Annotated in this window: 18 protein-coding genes; 2 read left to right on the top strand and 16 right to left on the bottom strand. The window is 64.0% G+C overall.

Annotated features, from left to right (window positions below):
• Nucleotide 1 precedes the first annotated feature (1 nt).
• The 7 genes from ACYU8T_RS01365 to ACYU8T_RS01335 form a co-directional block, all read right to left on the bottom strand.
• On the bottom strand, nt 2-1,711 hold the full coding sequence (locus ACYU8T_RS01365; RefSeq protein ID WP_461158272.1) for a peptidoglycan D,D-transpeptidase FtsI family protein: 1,710 nt from the start codon (nt 1,709-1,711) through the stop codon (nt 2-4).
• Nucleotides 1,711-2,361: a colicin transporter gene (locus tag ACYU8T_RS01360; RefSeq protein WP_097091042.1), complete on the bottom strand. Its 651-nt coding sequence runs from the start codon at nt 2,359-2,361 to the stop codon at nt 1,711-1,713. The genes ACYU8T_RS01365 and ACYU8T_RS01360 overlap by 1 nt, the downstream gene beginning before the upstream one ends.
• Nucleotides 2,358-3,326, bottom strand: coding sequence for a 16S rRNA (cytosine(1402)-N(4))-methyltransferase RsmH (gene rsmH / locus ACYU8T_RS01355; RefSeq protein WP_461158271.1), 969 nt, complete (start codon nt 3,324-3,326; stop codon nt 2,358-2,360). The genes ACYU8T_RS01360 and rsmH overlap by 4 nt, the downstream gene beginning before the upstream one ends.
• Nucleotides 3,323-3,820 (bottom strand): division/cell wall cluster transcriptional repressor MraZ, encoded by a 498-nt coding sequence (locus ACYU8T_RS01350; RefSeq protein ID WP_461158270.1) that lies wholly within the window; start codon nt 3,818-3,820, stop codon nt 3,323-3,325. Before ACYU8T_RS01350 ends, rsmH begins: the two co-directional genes overlap by 4 nt.
• Before the next feature lie 182 nt (nt 3,821-4,002).
• Entirely contained in the window at nt 4,003-5,241 is a 1,239-nt protein-coding gene (locus tag ACYU8T_RS01345; RefSeq protein WP_461158269.1) for a Gldg family protein, read from the bottom strand.
• A 25-nt stretch (nt 5,242-5,266) separates the two neighbouring features.
• The gene (locus ACYU8T_RS01340; protein WP_097092689.1) at nt 5,267-5,572 is read right to left on the bottom strand and encodes a hypothetical protein; all 306 of its coding nucleotides are present in this window, start codon (nt 5,570-5,572) and stop codon (nt 5,267-5,269) included.
• Between the two features lie 40 nt (nt 5,573-5,612).
• A complete protein-coding gene (locus ACYU8T_RS01335) occupies nt 5,613-6,608 on the bottom strand; it encodes a cysteine synthase A (RefSeq protein ID WP_097092688.1) in 996 nt (331 codons plus the stop codon).
• Nucleotides 6,609-6,773: 165 nt separating this feature from the next.
• Between ACYU8T_RS01335 and ACYU8T_RS01330 the strand changes: the two genes are divergently transcribed.
• Nucleotides 6,774-7,709, top strand: a complete 936-nt coding sequence (locus ACYU8T_RS01330; protein WP_461158268.1) for a cell wall hydrolase — start codon at nt 6,774-6,776, stop codon at nt 7,707-7,709.
• A gap of 343 nt (nt 7,710-8,052) precedes the next feature.
• Nucleotides 8,053-8,181 (top strand): entericidin A/B family lipoprotein, encoded by a 129-nt coding sequence (locus ACYU8T_RS01325; protein WP_097091038.1) that lies wholly within the window; start codon nt 8,053-8,055, stop codon nt 8,179-8,181.
• 52 nt (nt 8,182-8,233) lie between these two features.
• Here ACYU8T_RS01325 and tatC read toward each other — a convergent pair whose 3' ends face one another.
• From tatC to argS, 9 genes are all read right to left on the bottom strand, one after another.
• Entirely contained in the window at nt 8,234-9,022 is a 789-nt protein-coding gene (gene tatC, locus ACYU8T_RS01320; RefSeq protein WP_461158267.1) for a twin-arginine translocase subunit TatC, read from the bottom strand.
• Nucleotides 9,019-9,450 carry a Sec-independent protein translocase protein TatB gene (tatB, locus tag ACYU8T_RS01315; protein ID WP_461158266.1) on the bottom strand — a complete coding sequence of 144 codons (432 nt, stop codon included), beginning with the start codon at nt 9,448-9,450 and terminating at the stop codon, nt 9,019-9,021. Before tatB ends, tatC begins: the two co-directional genes overlap by 4 nt.
• A gap of 29 nt (nt 9,451-9,479) precedes the next feature.
• Entirely contained in the window at nt 9,480-9,722 is a 243-nt protein-coding gene (locus ACYU8T_RS01310; RefSeq protein WP_097091035.1) for a twin-arginine translocase TatA/TatE family subunit, read from the bottom strand.
• A 29-nt stretch (nt 9,723-9,751) separates the two neighbouring features.
• Nucleotides 9,752-10,345 (bottom strand): SMC-Scp complex subunit ScpB, encoded by a 594-nt coding sequence (gene scpB / locus ACYU8T_RS01305; RefSeq protein WP_461158265.1) that lies wholly within the window; start codon nt 10,343-10,345, stop codon nt 9,752-9,754.
• On the bottom strand, nt 10,342-11,139 hold the full coding sequence (locus ACYU8T_RS01300) for a segregation and condensation protein A (protein WP_201514954.1): 798 nt from the start codon (nt 11,137-11,139) through the stop codon (nt 10,342-10,344). Before ACYU8T_RS01300 ends, scpB begins: the two co-directional genes overlap by 4 nt.
• A gap of 235 nt (nt 11,140-11,374) precedes the next feature.
• Nucleotides 11,375-12,388, bottom strand: coding sequence for a beta-N-acetylhexosaminidase (nagZ, locus tag ACYU8T_RS01295; RefSeq protein WP_247234696.1), 1,014 nt, complete (start codon nt 12,386-12,388; stop codon nt 11,375-11,377).
• Nucleotides 12,389-12,439: 51 nt separating this feature from the next.
• Complete coding sequence (locus ACYU8T_RS01290; protein ID WP_097091031.1) at nt 12,440-12,850, bottom strand: endonuclease domain-containing protein; 411 nt, start codon at nt 12,848-12,850, stop codon at nt 12,440-12,442.
• Nucleotides 12,851-12,944: 94 nt separating this feature from the next.
• Nucleotides 12,945-13,655: an SPOR domain-containing protein gene (locus ACYU8T_RS01285; protein WP_247234700.1), complete on the bottom strand. Its 711-nt coding sequence runs from the start codon at nt 13,653-13,655 to the stop codon at nt 12,945-12,947.
• A 20-nt stretch (nt 13,656-13,675) separates the two neighbouring features.
• Nucleotides 13,676-15,403: an arginine--tRNA ligase gene (gene argS / locus ACYU8T_RS01280; protein WP_461158264.1), complete on the bottom strand. Its 1,728-nt coding sequence runs from the start codon at nt 15,401-15,403 to the stop codon at nt 13,676-13,678.
• Between the last annotated feature and the right edge of the window lie 23 nt (nt 15,404-15,426).

Below are 15,426 nucleotides of genomic sequence, written 5' to 3'. Positions count from 1 at the left end.
CTCAATGCTTTTCCTTCTGCCCGAGCAGGGGCATGAGGTCCGATATATCCACGTCCCGCCGCTCGTCGGGCAGCACGCCAAGCATCGGGGCGGTGCGCTCGACAACGCGCTTCACCACGGGCGCGGCAGTCCAGGCAGCGGTACGCAGGCCGAAAGTCTGCGCGTTGCCCTTGGGCTCGTCCATCATCGTCAGCACGACGTAGCGGGGATTATCCATCGGAAATGCGGACGCGAAAGTCGTCACCAGTGAACTCTTGTTGTACCGGCCTTCTTCAGGCTTCTCGGCTGAACCCGTCTTGCCGCCCACCCGGAATCCCTTGGCGTCGGCGCTGCGACCTGTACCCGCCGCGACAATCATCCGCAACAGCTGCCGCATCCGTGCGCTGGTGGCGGCGGAAAAGACACGATGGCCCTCGGGCACTTCATTGGCGTGCAGCTTGCGCAAGGTGGCGGGCCGCCAGATGCCGCCATTCACCAGCGCCGCATAAGCGGTGGCGAGGTGCAGCGGGGTCACCGCGATGCCATGGCCATAGGATACGGTCATGGTGGTTATGCGGCCCCAATTATAGGGCCACAGGCTCTTGGCGCGCTCCTTGAGCTCGATCGGCGCGCGCTGGTCGAATTGAAGATTGCGGAACAGCTCCTGCATCGGCGCCGCGCCCATTTCATCGGCAATCCGAGCCGTGCCGATATTGGAACTGTGCACTAATATTTCCGGCACGTTGATCCAGCGGCCGAGCGAGTGGTCGTCCTTGATCCGGAACCCGGCCACTGCCAGCGGCGCGGTCGCGTCATAGCGTTTTGCCATGGACGTCACGACGCCCCGATCCATCGCTGCGGCGATCGACAACGGCTTGAAGGTCGAACCAAGCTCGTAACGCGCCTGAACCATATGGTTGCAGAGCGGCGATTCGCTGCACTTCTTGCCCGCATAATTTTGAAGCTTGTTGGGATCGAACACGGGGATAGACGCCATAGCGATCAGTTCGCCTGTGTTGGCGTCTATTATGATGCCGCCCGCACCTTTGGCATTCTGCGCGACCATCTGGGCGTAAAGCTCGCTTTCCAGCGCGCCCTGGACCCGGCTGTCGATCGAAATGGCAAAAGGCTGCCCGCGCAGCGCCGAGTCGGTCAGCCGTTCATTGAACGCAGCCTCCACCCCCATGCCGCCCTGGCCATCCGCGTTCGGCGCGAAGCCAAGCACATGCGCGGCGAGGCTGCGCTGTGGATAGAGTCGTTCCTTTTCGCGGGGAAATTCGATCCCGATTTCGCCCAGCGCGTTCACCGCTGCAACTTCCTCCGGCAGCGCGCGGCGGCGCAGATAGGCCCAGCCCTTGCCCGTCAGCTTCTTGTAGAAAGCCGCTTCGGGTTCATCGGGGAATATTTCGTGCAGCTTGCGCGCCAGCTCGGCAGGCTCGCCGATCAGCTTCGACGGGCGCACGGCGATCGAATAGGCGTCCATCGTGCGGGCGAGTGGAACGCCGTTGCGATCGACAATGTCCGCGCGCGCCGGAAGGAAGCCCGAAGCGTCGCCATTCCCGCTCGCGCCATGCGCGAAGATGCCGACCCAGGTCAGCCGCAGGATCACCACCGCCGTGATGGCCATGAACAGGATGAGCAGCAGCATCAGCCGGTTATGTGCGACAGCAGTCAGGTCGACCCGCTGCTTGCCTGCCCTTGCGCCACCGGGCTGAACGATGATCGTCGCCATCAGCGCGCTCCCTTCTTGCGCTCGCGCGCCGCCTTGTCGCTTATGTCGCCCATGGTGCTGTCATCGAGAAGCTTGGCGTCCAGCATCGCCATTCGCTCAGCGCGGCGGGCGAGCGGGTTGGGCTTCGACACGTCCGCATCGTCCTTCGCCTTTTCGGCAGCGCTCTTGGCCGCGGGCTTGGCGATCTTCTCGACATTGTCGGCGGCATGGGCTTCACGGATCACGGCGATGTCGCTGCGAATCTGCGTGGCGGCCGGACTTGCCGGGGCAGCCTGCGCGGCAGAGGGAAGGTCGGCGGGGCTCTGGACCATCGCGACCATCACCGGCGGGGCGACATAATCCGGCCCGTTGGGCTGAATGCCGTCGAGGTTCGCCAGCGCCCGCTCGCCGCCCAGATATTGCTGGGCGGTCGGGGTGGCGTACATGAAGTCGTCCTGGTTCCAGCGTTCAAGCTGCCGCATGCTCGCCCGCGCGCTGAACTCCGTTTCCAGATAGCGGATGTCGGCCCGCGCCCGCGCGATCTGCGCCTGCACCTTCATCAATTCGTTGCGCTCCGTCGCGACTTTCAGCGACACCAGATAAGCGCCAAGCGCACCCAGCGCGACGAGCAGGATCCAGATCAGGCTCTGCAACCTTTTCACCGCGATCATGGGCGAGGGCTCCTCGAAGAACTTTGCCGGGAAGGAATGGCGGCTGATGTACGAACGGCGCTGCGCAGGGTCGCGGAGCGCGCGCGCGGATTGCGGGCCAGTTCCACCTCGCCGGGGCGAACAGCCTTTGCCGGTTTGTGGAAGGTGGGTGCGGCAGCCGCCTTGCGCTCAGGCAGGTGGCGCGATCCGGCGCCTTCGCCGCCGCTACGCTGACGCAGGAATTGCTTGACGATACGATCTTCCAGGCTGTGGAACGTGACGACCGCCAAGCGGCCGCCCTCCTCCAGCATCGCCTCTGCCGCTTCCAATCCGCGCTCCAGTTCCTCAAGCTCGCGATTCACATGGATGCGGATCGCCTGGAAAGTGCGGGTGGCCGGATCCTTCTTGTCATGCGGCTTATGTCCAAGCGCCCGGCGAACGACGCTGGCCAACTGGCCTGTACGCTCCAACGGACGCGCCTCCACGATCGCGCGAGCCACACGGCGCGAGCGCGGCTCCTCTCCATAGCGATAGAGGACGTCGGCAATCTCCTGCTCAGGGGCATTGTTCAGGAAATCGGCAGCGCTCATCCCGCTCTGGCTCATGGTCATGGTGAGCGGACCGTCAGCTTGAAAAGAAAAGCCGCGTTCTGGCCGGTCGAGCTGCATCGACGACACGCCGATGTCGAGCGTCACGCCCGATACCGAGGTGATGCCGCGATCGGCCAGCAACTGCTCCATCCGGGAAAATTCCCCGGCGATCAGGGTGATGCCCTTTTCCGCCGCCAACACCTCGCCTTCGCGAATCGCGTCAGGGTCGCGGTCAAAGGCGAACACTTTCGCGCCCTTGCTCGCTATCGCGCTGGAATAGCCACCCGCACCGAACGTGCCGTCGACATGCACTTCGCCGGGGTTGATGGCGAGGGCATGCAGCACTTCATCGAGCAGAACCGGGACGTGACGATCGGGGTCGACAGCAGCGGTCACTTGCCGCCTCCCGCAGCCCGCTGGTCGAGCCAGCGCCGCACCTTGTTGCGGATCAGTTCGGGGCGATCCTTGCTCTCGGCAAGCGTTTCGGGCTTCCAGATCTGGATGTAGCGGCCGACGCCGTAGAAGAAGACCGCGTCGGTGATGCCATATTCATCCTTGATGTCCGGATGCATGGCAAAACGGCCGCCCTCGTCGAAATTCACCTCCTCGATCGTGCCGAGGCGGCGTTCCAGTTCCAGGTCGGCATTATAGTCGCGGCCGTGAGCGCGCGCTTCGCGGGCCAGTTCCTCGACCTCGGTGAACAGGAAGCGGCGGTGCGATTCTCCAAAGCCGGTGGCGCAGGGGTTGTCGCCATGGACCGAGAGATAAAGCCGCGTTTCGCCGCCGCTGGACAGCTTGACCTGTCGGCGCATCTCAAGAGGCAGGACGAAACGGCCCTTGCCGTCCGCCACGCTGAACGCGTTGCCTGTAAAGAGAATGATATCCGACACGTACGGACTGCTGCCCCTCTGTTCGTAGGGGCGCAGGCCGTCGCTCACCAACCCGCATCATCGCGGCCGGTGCGCAGGACTAGCAAAGCCTGACAAACCCCTATGCGCCTTAGATACCAAGGCGAGAGGTGCATGGAAAGGGAAAAGTCGGGAGAAGCCGGGAAATCCTGTTTTGTTCTGGTCTAACCCGGTTCGACAGCCTCCCAAGGCGGATGGGATGAGATGTCGCGCACCCGATCGTCGCGGTAAAACCAGCCGAGGAAGACGCTTCCCAGGATCGCCCAGCCAATCCCGACAAGAATCGACCAGCGGAGGGCCATCACAAGGTCGGCCGCCGATCGGAGCCAGCGGCGCCCTTCGACCATGCCGCCATCCAACGCCTCGATCACGAACCCCGGACTATCAGCGGACCAGTGCCGCGCATCCAAAGGCGCAGCAGCATCGGCCAGCCACAGTCGGTCGTCGATCAGGTCCGCGTCGGCAACCAGCACGGCGTTCCCTCTGCCGATCGCGCATCGCGCGGCCAGCCCCTCCTCTTCGATGTGACATGATGTCCCGGGCTGCAGCGCGAAGCCGGAACTGCCCATGGTCGTCAGCATGCGGCCATCCTCCAATATGCGCCGCTCTTCCGCCACGGCGACCGGCGGCAGAAGCGCGAGGCCCCAATGATTCAGCAGCGGCCCAATCATGCTGACGGCAGGCGGCCTGCGCCTGTCTCCCAGCGGCAGGGACGATGGCCAGCGCAGCAGAGGATCAGCCAGCAGCAAGACATGTCCGCCGTTGCGGACCCAATTATCCAGCACGACCAACTCTGCCGGGGAAAAGACGCGCGGCTGCGCGAGCAGCAGGGCGTTGGCATCCCTCATCGCTGGGCCAAGCGGGCTGTCAACGGGCTGTACGTCGAAGCGCCGCCGCAGGAGAGTGATGATCGGCGCATCACTCCGCGCACCGAAACCTGGCTCTCCCTCCTTCCAGAATAAGGGCAGCGCGCTGATGACCGCCAGCTTGGACCGGGGCGATGGCGCTTCCGGGAGAGGCGCCTCCCGCGCCAGCCAGCAGGACAACAGAGCAGCAGCGCACAAGGTAAGCCCTGTCCACTTCCGGCGAGGAAGGCAGATGCCAGCCACGACCGCCAGTGCGACAACGAGCGCTAACCCGCCAACATCACCTATCGCTGGATAGGATGACGCCGCCAGAACATCGAAGATCAGGACCGTCCCCAAACTTCCCGCCCCAGCCCATAGGGCATAGGGCCAGCCGCGCTTCAGGCTTAGCAACAGCGCGACGGGCATGAGCATCAGGGCAGGCCAGGTCCAGCTCTGCAGGTCCACCTGCCCCGTTTGCAACAAGGAAGGAAGTCCGCCGAGCACAACCAGCACCGGACCAAGGCCAAGCATCAGGAATGTGCGCAACGCCTTCATGGAATGCGCGCTTCGATCAAGATGATCAGCGGCCGGACGCTTGCGGATCGCGATCCATCGGCTTGCGCAAATTTGGGTCCGGCTGCAGGTCGGGCACGATCGGCTGCTGCTCGGGCGCCGGTTGCACGCCCAATTCCGCCAGCGGCTCCTTGGGCGCGACCGCATTGACGTCCAGCGTGGGCACGGTCGGCGGCGGCACCGCCGGATCGTCGATCCGCGCCTTTTCAATCACGATATTCGCCAGACCCACGAGGAGCACCACGCCCGCCAGCCCCGTCAGGCCGATCTGGACACGCTGCAACCCTTCCTGCCGGCGGGGATGTTCAGCCATCAAAGCGCTCTTTATCTTGCCGCCGCGACCCGTGCGGCGATCAGCGATTGTGCGCGAGCCAGGGGAACACCGTCAAGCCCTTCGCTTCCAGCCACTCGCGATTGTAGAGGGTGGAGAGATAGCGGAAACCCGTATCGCAAAGAATGGTGACGATCCGCTTGCCCGGGCCCAGTTCGCGCGCCAGCGCCACCGCGCCCGCCACATTGATCCCCGACGACAGGCCAAGGCAAAGCCCTTCTTCCGCCAGCAGGCGCTCGACCCAGTGCAATCCCTCCTCATCGGAAATGCGGAACTGGGTATCGATGGGCGCACCCTCCAGATTGGCGGTGATCCGGCCCTGCCCGATCCCCTCGGCCACGGACGACCCTTCCGCCTTCAGCTCGCCATGCGCGTAATAATTATAGAGCGCCGCGCCATGCGGATCGGTCAGCGCGATCGTGATATTCTCGTCATGCGCCTTGAGGCCCAGCCCCACGCCAGCGATCGTGCCGCCAGTGCCCGCCGCGCAGGTGAAGCCGTCGATCTGCCCGTCCAGCTGCTGCCAGATTTCCTCAGCCGTGCCGACGATATGGGCTTTCCGGTTGGCGATATTGTCGAACTGGTTCGCCCAGATCGCATTCTCCGTTTCTTCCGCGATGCGGCGGGACGTGTGGACGAAATGCCCCGGGTTCGAATAGGCAGCGGCAGGCACCGTCACCAGTTCAGCGCCCAACGCGCGCAACGTGTCCATCTTCTCCCGGCTCTGCGTTTCGGGCATGACGATGATCGTCCTGTAGCCCTTCGCATTGGCGACCAGGGCCAGGCCGATACCGGTATTGCCCGCCGTTCCTTCGACGATCGTGCCACCCGGCTGCAACAGCCCTTTTTCTTCCGCATCATTGACGATGAAGAGCGCCGCGCGATCCTTGACCGACGCACCGGGATTGGCGAATTCGCACTTGGCGAAAATATCGCAGCCCGTCTCTTGCGACGGACCGGCAAGGCGCACCAGCGGCGTGTTGCCAATCAGGGCGAGGCTATCATTCTGAACCAGCATGTTCCCCGCATAGCGGAGCGGATGCACGCTTGCCAAGCAAGGGAATGCTGATCCACCCAAAGACCTGATTGCAATCCGTGCGCGATAATCGCCGCCGCCGGGAAGAAAATGGCAAGGCTTTTGCGCTAGGAGTGGCGCCATGCGGCATTAAGCCGCGATCCATTGATGAGCACAGACAGCTTCGAGATGACGCGTGGACGATCCTGGCATCTGATATTGTCCGTTCTGGCGCTGACGGCGCTTGCTCTGCCGCGCCTGATCACCGCCGCGCCGCTGGACATGCTGGCGGATGTGAGGGCGCGCGACGATGTTGCCGAGCGGGCGGGAGAAAATTTCCCTGGTTCCGCCTACTTTTTCGCTGACGATATCTTCCAGGATCTCCCCGATTCGGTTGGGAACAGCCCACACGTCCTGAAACTCGCCACCATCGACGCCGCCCCAGCCGCTGCGTTTCGCGGCAAGACCCCGCTCGATAGCTACAGGGCGGTCAACTGCCTCACCTCGGCCATCTATTATGAAGCAGCCAACGAGCCGGAAGACGGCCAGCGCGCGGTTGCCCAGGTCGTCCTGAACCGCGTCCGCAATCCGCTGTGGCCGCACAGCGTCTGCGGCGTCGTCTATCAAGGATCGGAACGCACCGACTCCCTCTGCCAGTTCACGTTCAGCTGCGACGGATCGATGGGGCGGGCCAATCATGCGCAAAGCTGGGCACGTGCGCGCCGGATCGCGGAACAGGCGCTTGCGGGCCGCGTCTACGCGCCCGTTGGGCTCGCCACATTCTACCATACGCTGGCCGTGCGTCCCGGATGGGCGGCATCGAAGCGGCCCGTCGCCGTCATCGGGGCGCACATCTTCTACCAGATGCCGGGCTTCAACGGGACAGAGGCAGCGTTCCGCATCCCCTATGCGGGGCGGGAGTGGCAATCGGGCCCATCAACCAGAGCTTGGACGGTGAGGCCACCTGCGATGCAGCATCCCTTGCCGCCGGCGGGTATGGACGTCACCGTACCCCTTGCCGTCCCTCCGCCAGCGGCGAAGGACATGCTGCCACAATCAACGATCCGGCCCGAATATCGGAACAGCGGCCGCCCGCTCATCTGAATAGCGGGGCCCGCAATTATTGGCGGCCTTTTACTAACGCACTGATTCTTGGTCATAATAAAAAACTTCAGGAAGTGGAGGAACGGCGGAACCAAATGCCGCGATCGGTGGTTCTGCATACCGGATAGCAAATCTTTTGCCCCCCGCTCTTGCTATCCAAAAAAACATGAGCCCGGAACGCATCTCCCCCCCCGACGCGTTCCGGGCTCAGATTTTGTGGGACAGCCTCCTTCGAGTCTCAGATATTTCCGGTTGCGGAACGTATTTCGCCTCTGCGGGTTCTCCCCCTCAGCCGCTGGATAGCGCGGCCATCCGGCTCGAGTTTTTTCCTCAGGAGACGACCATGACCAAGAAGATTTTTGCTGCCCTGCTGCTTACCGGTTCGCTGATGGTGGCCGCGTGCAACACCGTCGAAGGCGCGGGCAAAGACGTGCAGAGCGCTGGCGCGGCGGTGGAAGACGCAGCCAAGTAAGCAGCGAAAAACAGGCTCCCACCCTAGCGGCCCGCCACTGGCGGGCCTTTTTTTAGCTGGTGGACGTGTCTGCTCCGTCCGCTGTCGCCGCGTCGCGGGCCTGTTTCCGATCGGTGAACCAGATCGCGACGATGGTGATTTCGTAGAGCAGCAGCAGGGGGATGGCGAGCATCAGCTGCGATACGACGTCGGGCGGGGTCAAGACGGCGGCGAGGACGAACGCGGCGACGATCATGTAGCGGCGCAGGCCGATGAGTTGAGCACGGGTGACGAAACCGGCGCGGTTCAGCAGCATCAGCAGGACGGGCATCAGGAAGCTGATGCCGAATGCAAGAATGAACTGCATGACTAAAGTGAGGTAGGCGTCGGTGCTGGGGAGTGCCTCGACTGCGAGGCCTCCGCTACTTCCTTGAAATTGCAGGAAAAAGTGGAACGCGGTCGGCATCACGACATAGTAAGCGAGGCTCGCGCCCATCAGGAAAAGCACCGGCGTCATCACCAGAAAGGGCAATAATGCCTTCTTTTCCTTCGCATAAAGACCCGGCGCGACGAAAGCCCAAAGCTGGTTCGCGATGATCGGGAAGGACAGGCAGAAAGCGCCGAAGATCGCCACCTTCACCTGAACGAAAAAGGCTTCGTAGAGCTTGGTATAGACCAGCCGCCCGCCGCCGTCGCCAAAGGCCTCTTTGAGCGGATGAACCAGGAAGGCGAAAAGCTTGTCGGAAAAATAAAAGCAGACCGCGCCCGTCAGGAAGAGCGCCCAGACACACTTTAACAGCCGCCCGCGCAGTTCGATCAGATGGTCGAGCAGCGGCGCCTTTGTCTCATCGATATCTTTCATGCCTGAGCATCACCCTTGGCCGCAGGATTGGACTGGGCCGCGATATAGGGCGGGCCATCGGACGCAGGGGCCGGAGCGACGGGCGCCGATTGGGCGACGAAGGCCGGGGGCGACGACGATGCGCCCGGCGCGGGGACGGCGGAGGCGGAGGAGTCCGGCAAAGGCTCCATCGCTGGGGCGGACGACGCTTCGGGCGGATGTTCCTGCATGATGCGCCGGTTCTGGTCCGCCCACTTCTTTTCCAGCTCTTCCATCTCGGCTTCGCGCACCATCGCGTCGATGCCGGTGCGGAAATGGCGCGCCATGCCGCGTGCCTTCCCGACGATCTGCCCAACCTTGTACAGGGCGCGCGGCAGATCCTTGGGACCGATCACGACAACCGCGACGATCACGATCAGCAGAAGTTCGGACGAACCGATATCGAACATGCGCGCCTACCGCTGGAGGGTGACGAAGGTCAGGCCTTGGTCTTTTCTTCGGTGGTCGCGGTCGGCGCATCCTGTTCAGGCACGCGATGTCCTTCGATCCGCGTGGCGGGCTTGGCCGGGGCGATGTCGTCATCATCGTCTGCCATGCCCTTCTTGAAGCTCTTGATGCCCTTGGCCACGTCGCCCATCAGGCCAGAGATACGGCCGCCGCCAAACAGCAGCATGACCACCAGGAGAACGATGACCCAATGCATCAAAGAAAAGGAACCCATTTTAACTTTCTCCTGAAAGGAAGCCCTTTTTAGGCTTCTTCCTCATCATTTTCCAGAACGGATTGAGCGCCGAGGCCCTCCAGCGCAAGATCGACCGGATCGAGCAATCCGGCAGCGCGCAGATCATCCAGTCCCGGCAAATCCCGGCGGCTGCTAAGTCCGAAATGTGACAGAAATTCGTGCGTCGTCGCATAAATAAGCGGACGGCCCGGAACTTCCCGCCGTCCCGCTGGCCGGACCCAGCCTGCTTCCATGAGAACGTCGAGCGTTCCCTTCGCCACCTGGACGCCGCGAATGGCCTCCACCTCCGCGCGGCTTACCGGCTCGTGATAGGCGATGATGGCCAGCGTCTCCATCGCCGCGCGGGACAGCTTGCGCGTCTCGTCCTTCTCCCGCCGCAGGATATGGGCAAGGTCCGCCGCCGTCTGGAAATGCCAGCGCCCGCCACGCTCGACCAGATTGATGCCCCGCCCGGCATAATGATCCGAGAGCATGGCCAAGGCAGCACTTAGATCACCAGCCTCCCCCACATGCTGCCGCAACTCGGCAGCCGTCAGCGGATGTTCGGCGACGAACAGGGCGGCCTCCACGGCGCGCATGAAATCGTCCGGTTCCTGCATCACAACAGACGCCTCCCACCCTGGTCCGCCCCATTTTGATCTGGCAGCGCGGCGCGCAGATAGATGGGCTCATATATGCCATCCTGCTGTATTTCCAGCCGCCCCTGCCGCGCGAGTTCCAGCGCCGCGACAAAGCTGCTCGCGAGCGCCGATCGCGCCATCGGTCCGTCCTGACCATCGGGCAGGAAGGATTCGAGCGTGGTCCAATCGATCGCGGACCCAACCAGCGTGCCGACGCGCTGGATCGCTTCATCCAGCGTCATCACCGGACGGGCGGCGACCATATGGACGGCCGGTTGCGTGCGCGCGCGCAGCTGTCCGTAGGATTGCAGCAGATCATAGAGGCTGGCGGCCCATTTTGCCTTGCGCACCAGCCGCAGTCCTTCGGGCCGAGGGCGGACGAACACGTCGCGGCCGATACGGTCCCGGGCCATCAGGCGTGCTCCCGCCTCCCGCATGGCGTGCAGGCGCTGGAGCCGCAATTGCAGGCGCAGGGCCAGTTCGTCGGGGCTAGGGTCAGGCTGAGCCTGCTTCGGCAGCAGCAGCGAGGATTTGAGATATGCGAGCCAGGCGGCCATCACCAGATAGTCGGCCGCCAGTTCCAGCTTCAGCTTCCGCGCGCCTTCGACATAAGCGAGATATTGTTCGACCAGCGCGAGGATCGAGATTTCACGCAGGTCGACCTTTTGCGAACGGGCGAGCGCCAGGAGGAGATCGAGCGGCCCTTCCCAGCTTCCGAAGCTGACGGTCAGCATGTCGGCGCGGGGCTGTGGCGGAGGGGTAAAGAGGTCTTCCATGGTCAGGCGGCTCTTTGACGCGCTGACGGTGGGAAGAGTTGTTCACGCGGAGACGCGGAGACGCGGAGGGTGACCAGGCGCCCGCGCAGCACCAAAAAATCGGCTTGGCCCGTGGGGGTGGGTTCAAAATGACAAGTGGCTTCGCCGAAGGCGCGATATCTCCGCGGCTCCGCGACTCCGCGTGAGCATTTAATTCCGTATAGCTTTGCCGGAAGGGACAGGATCACGCCTGCCCTCACGCAGCCACCACGGAGAGCAGGCTGTCGCGGGTCGCCAGCAGCTGTTCCAGGGGTGGGCTTTCGGCGGTCAGGCTGGTCGAGGCCATCGCGCGATCCAGGCGCGCCCGCGACCGGTCGCTGATGTCGGGGAGCAGATCAGCTATGCCCACCATGTCATCCATCCTCCCCCAGCAATTGAGCGCAAGGTCGCAACCCGCCGCGACCACGCCTGCCGCCAGTTCCGGGATGCTGCCGTTCAGCGCCTTCATGTCGAGATCGTCGGACATGAGGAGGCCGTCGAAACCGATGCGCTGGCGGATGATCGTGTCGATGATCGAGGCGGAAAGGCTGGCGGGAAGATCGGGGTCCCAGGCCGTATAGACGACATGGGCGGTCATGCCGATGGGCGTGTCCTTCAGCGTCTGAAAAGGCGCGAGGTCGGTGGCGAGTTCCTCTTCGCTCGCGGTCACGATGGGCAGTTCATGATGGCTGTCCACCATGGCGCGGCCATGGCCGGGCATATGCTTGATGATGCCCGCGACCCCGCCCCTCGCCAGCCCTTCGATGACTGCGCGGCCGAGCGCGGCGACGCGCATGGGCTCCGCGCCGAGCGTGCGGTCGCCCATGATGTCGCTTGCGCCATCCTGCCGCACGTCGAGCAGCGGGAGCGCATCCACGGTGATGCCGCCTTCGGCCAGGGTCAAAGCGATCGCATGGGCATTGGCGCGCGCGGCGGCGATCGCGCTAGACGGCGCGATGTCATAGAGGCGGTCGAACACGGCGCCGGGGGGGAAGCTTGGCCAGACGGGCGCCTGCATGCGGGCGACGCGGCCTCCTTCCTGATCGATCATGATGAGCAGGTCGTCGCGGCCGTGAAGCGCCCGCAGATCGTCGGTCAAGGCGCGGAGCTGGACGCGGTCCGCGATATTGCGGCGGAAGAGGATATAGCCCGCAGGCTGCGCATCAGCGAAGAAGGCGCGCTCGTCCGCCGTGAGGGTCTCGCCGGAGAGGCCGAAGATTACCGGTTTCATGAGGGCGGATGGTAGCGGCTGTGGGGCGCTGTGTCGAAGGGGTTGTTGGGATCAAGGAGTGGCGTATCCCCTCTCCCCTTTAGGGGTCGATGAGAGGCACGTGACTCTCATCGAGGTTAGGGAGAGGGGGAGGCGCTGTGCTATCGAGGACAGAACGGCTTCGAGATTGCGCATGACGTCCGTGTTGGTGAAGCGGAGGACTTGCCAGCCTTGCTGTTCTAGATAGGCGGTGCGCTCGGCGTCATACTCAGCGGTTGCGCCGTGGGTGTCGCCGTCGATCTCGATGACCAGCATGGCCGCGCGGCAGGTGAAGTCGGCGATGAAGGGGCCGATGACGGTTTGGCGGCGGAACTTCGCACCGGAGAAGCGCTTGGCGCGGAGATGATACCAGAGGCGGGCTTCTGCGGGAGTGAGATCGCGGCGAAGTTGCTTCGCGGATTTGAGCGATTTTCTATCCCGCACCTGCGTTCCCCTCTCCCGCCTTCGCTGCGCTCGGCACCTCGGCCAGAGTCACGTGCCTCTGGCCGACCCCTAAAGGGGAGAGGAGATAGACGGCTTAGTTCACGACGATGCAGCTTTCGCCGGCGACTTTCAGTCTGCCGCAGAGGGTGCTGGCTTGGGCTCCTGCCGTCGCGCGCAGGCGGTAGAGGGTGCTGCCGCCGACTTCGGTGGGTTCAATCGCCATGGTGAGCGGCGCGAGATAGGCGAAGCGCTTGGACAGGCGGGTCCAGGCGTCGCGGGCGCCGGATTGGCTGCCATAGGCGCCGAGCTGGATCACCGCGCCGCCTTTGCGGACGGGCTGCGCGGTTGCTGGCCGGACGTTGGTTTCGTCCGCCACGCGCGCGGTCACACTCTGCGAAGGCTTGCCCGGCACTGGCTGGCTGGGCTTGGCGGGCGCAGTGGCGGTTACGGGCGCTTCGGGGACACGGCTGGGATCGATGCGGCCGTCGCGCAGTACGCCTTCGCTGGCGGCGAAGCTGGCGTCGCCCTCCCCTTCGAACTTCTTGGCATCGGCCTCGCGCGCGGGCACCTTGTAGTCGCCAGCGGGCGCGGCGATCAGCTTGCCTTCGCCGCCGCCGCTCGAACGGTTGTTGAGGAACCAGACGCCAGCGACCACGCCGCCTAGCAGGACAAGGGCGACCAGTATGAAGCCGAGCAGACGGACGGGGGAGAGCCCTTCATCCTCCTCATCTTCAATGCCAGGCTCAAGCCAAGGCAGACGCTCGTCATCGTCGAGATCGAGCCGCCCCCTCGCAAAGTCGCCCATGTGTCCGTGCCTCCGCCTGGCTATTGCATTTCCGTCAACGCAGCCACGCCCATAAGGGCAAGGCCATTACGGATGATTTGCCCGATTCCGCGGCTTAAGAAAAGGCGCGCAGAAGTTACCCCCGGATCGTCCGCCAGGATCACGCGGGCGCGCGGATTGTCGTTCCCCAAATTCCACCAGCTGTGGAATGCAGAAGCCAAGTCATTGAGATAAAAGGCGATGCGGTGCGGTTCGCGCGCGAACGCAGCCCCTTCCACCACCCGTGGGAACTGTGCGGCCAACTTAACAAGGTTAAGTTCCTCCGTCCCAAGGCGGGACAGGTCAGGCGCAGGAAGATCCATTCCGGCTTCCTCCGCCCGGCGGCCGAGCGAGGAAATGCGGGCATGGGCATATTGGACGTAGAAGACCGGATTGTCCTTCGACGCTTCCACGACCTTGGCGAAGTCGAAGTCCATCTGGGCGTCGGCCTTGCGCGTCAGCATGGTGAAGCGGACGACGTCCTTGCCCACTTCGCGGACGACATCGGCGAGCGTCACGAAATTGCCCGCGCGCTTGGACATCTTCACCGGCTCGCCATCGCGCAGCAGGCGGACCATCTGGATCAACTTGACGTCGAAGCGCGCGCGCCCTTCGGTCAAGGCGGCGACGGCGGCCTGGATGCGCTTCACCGTACCAGCATGGTCCGCGCCCCAGATGTCGATCAGCTGGTCGGCGCTCTGCGCCTTCTGGAAGTGATAGGCCATGTCAGCGCCGAAATAGGTCCAGGCGCCGTTCGACTTCTTGATCGGGCGGTCCTGATCGTCGCCGAACCTGGTGGAGCGGAACAGGGGAAGTTCGACCGGCTCCCAATCTTCGGGCGTCTCGCCCTTGGGTGCTTCGAGGACGCCGTCATAGACGAGGTCATGGTCGCGCAGCCATTGCTCGGCGGCTTGCGGCTTTCCGGCGGCCTGAAGCTCGGCTTCGGAGGCGAAGATGTCGTGGTGAATGCCGAGGAGGGCCAGATCGCTGCGGATCATCTCCATCATCGCGGCGACCGCCTTGGTGCGGAAGGGGACGAGCCATTCGCTTTCGGGTGCGTTTACGTAAGCGTCGCCATATTCGGCGGCGAGCGCCTGGCCCACGGGGACGAGATAATCGCCGGGGTAGAGGCCCTCGGGAATCTCGCCCACATCCTGGCCCAGCGCCTCCCGGTAGCGGACATGTGCGGAACGGGCGAGCACGTCGACCTGGCCGCCTGCGTCGTTGATGTAATATTCGCGGATGACCTTGTGCCCGGCATATTCGAGCAGCGTGGCGAGCGCGTCGCCGACCACCGCGCCCCGGCAATGGCCCATATGCATGGGGCCGGTGGGGTTGGCGGAGACATATTCGACGTTGACGGTAACGCCCGCGCCCGCGTCGGAGCGGCCATAGTCGGCGGCCTCGGCATGGATCGCGGCCAGCTCCGCGCGCCAGGTGGCGTCAGTCAGCGTCAGGTTGATGAAGCCGGGGCCAGCGATGGTGGCGCTTTCCACCTCTTCGAGCTTTTTAAGGCCCGCGACGATCTTTTCCGCCAGCGCGCGCGGGTTGGTGCCTGCGGGCTTGGCAAGGACCATGGCGGCGTTGGTGGCAAGGTCGCCATGGCTGGGGTCGCGCGGGGGTTCTACCGTCACCGGCTTGCGGTTCAGGCCAGCAGGCAGGGTTCCGTCCGCTTCCAGCGCGTCCAGCACGGCGTTCAGATGGGCGGTGAAACGAATGTAAAGGGACAAGGGTGTTTCCTCGAAAAGCACAA

The organism is Sphingobium sp. TomMM35A (assembly GCF_054771735.1).
The sequence above is the reverse complement of the archived record's forward strand: the minus strand, read 5'-3'. Positions and strand labels throughout refer to the sequence as shown.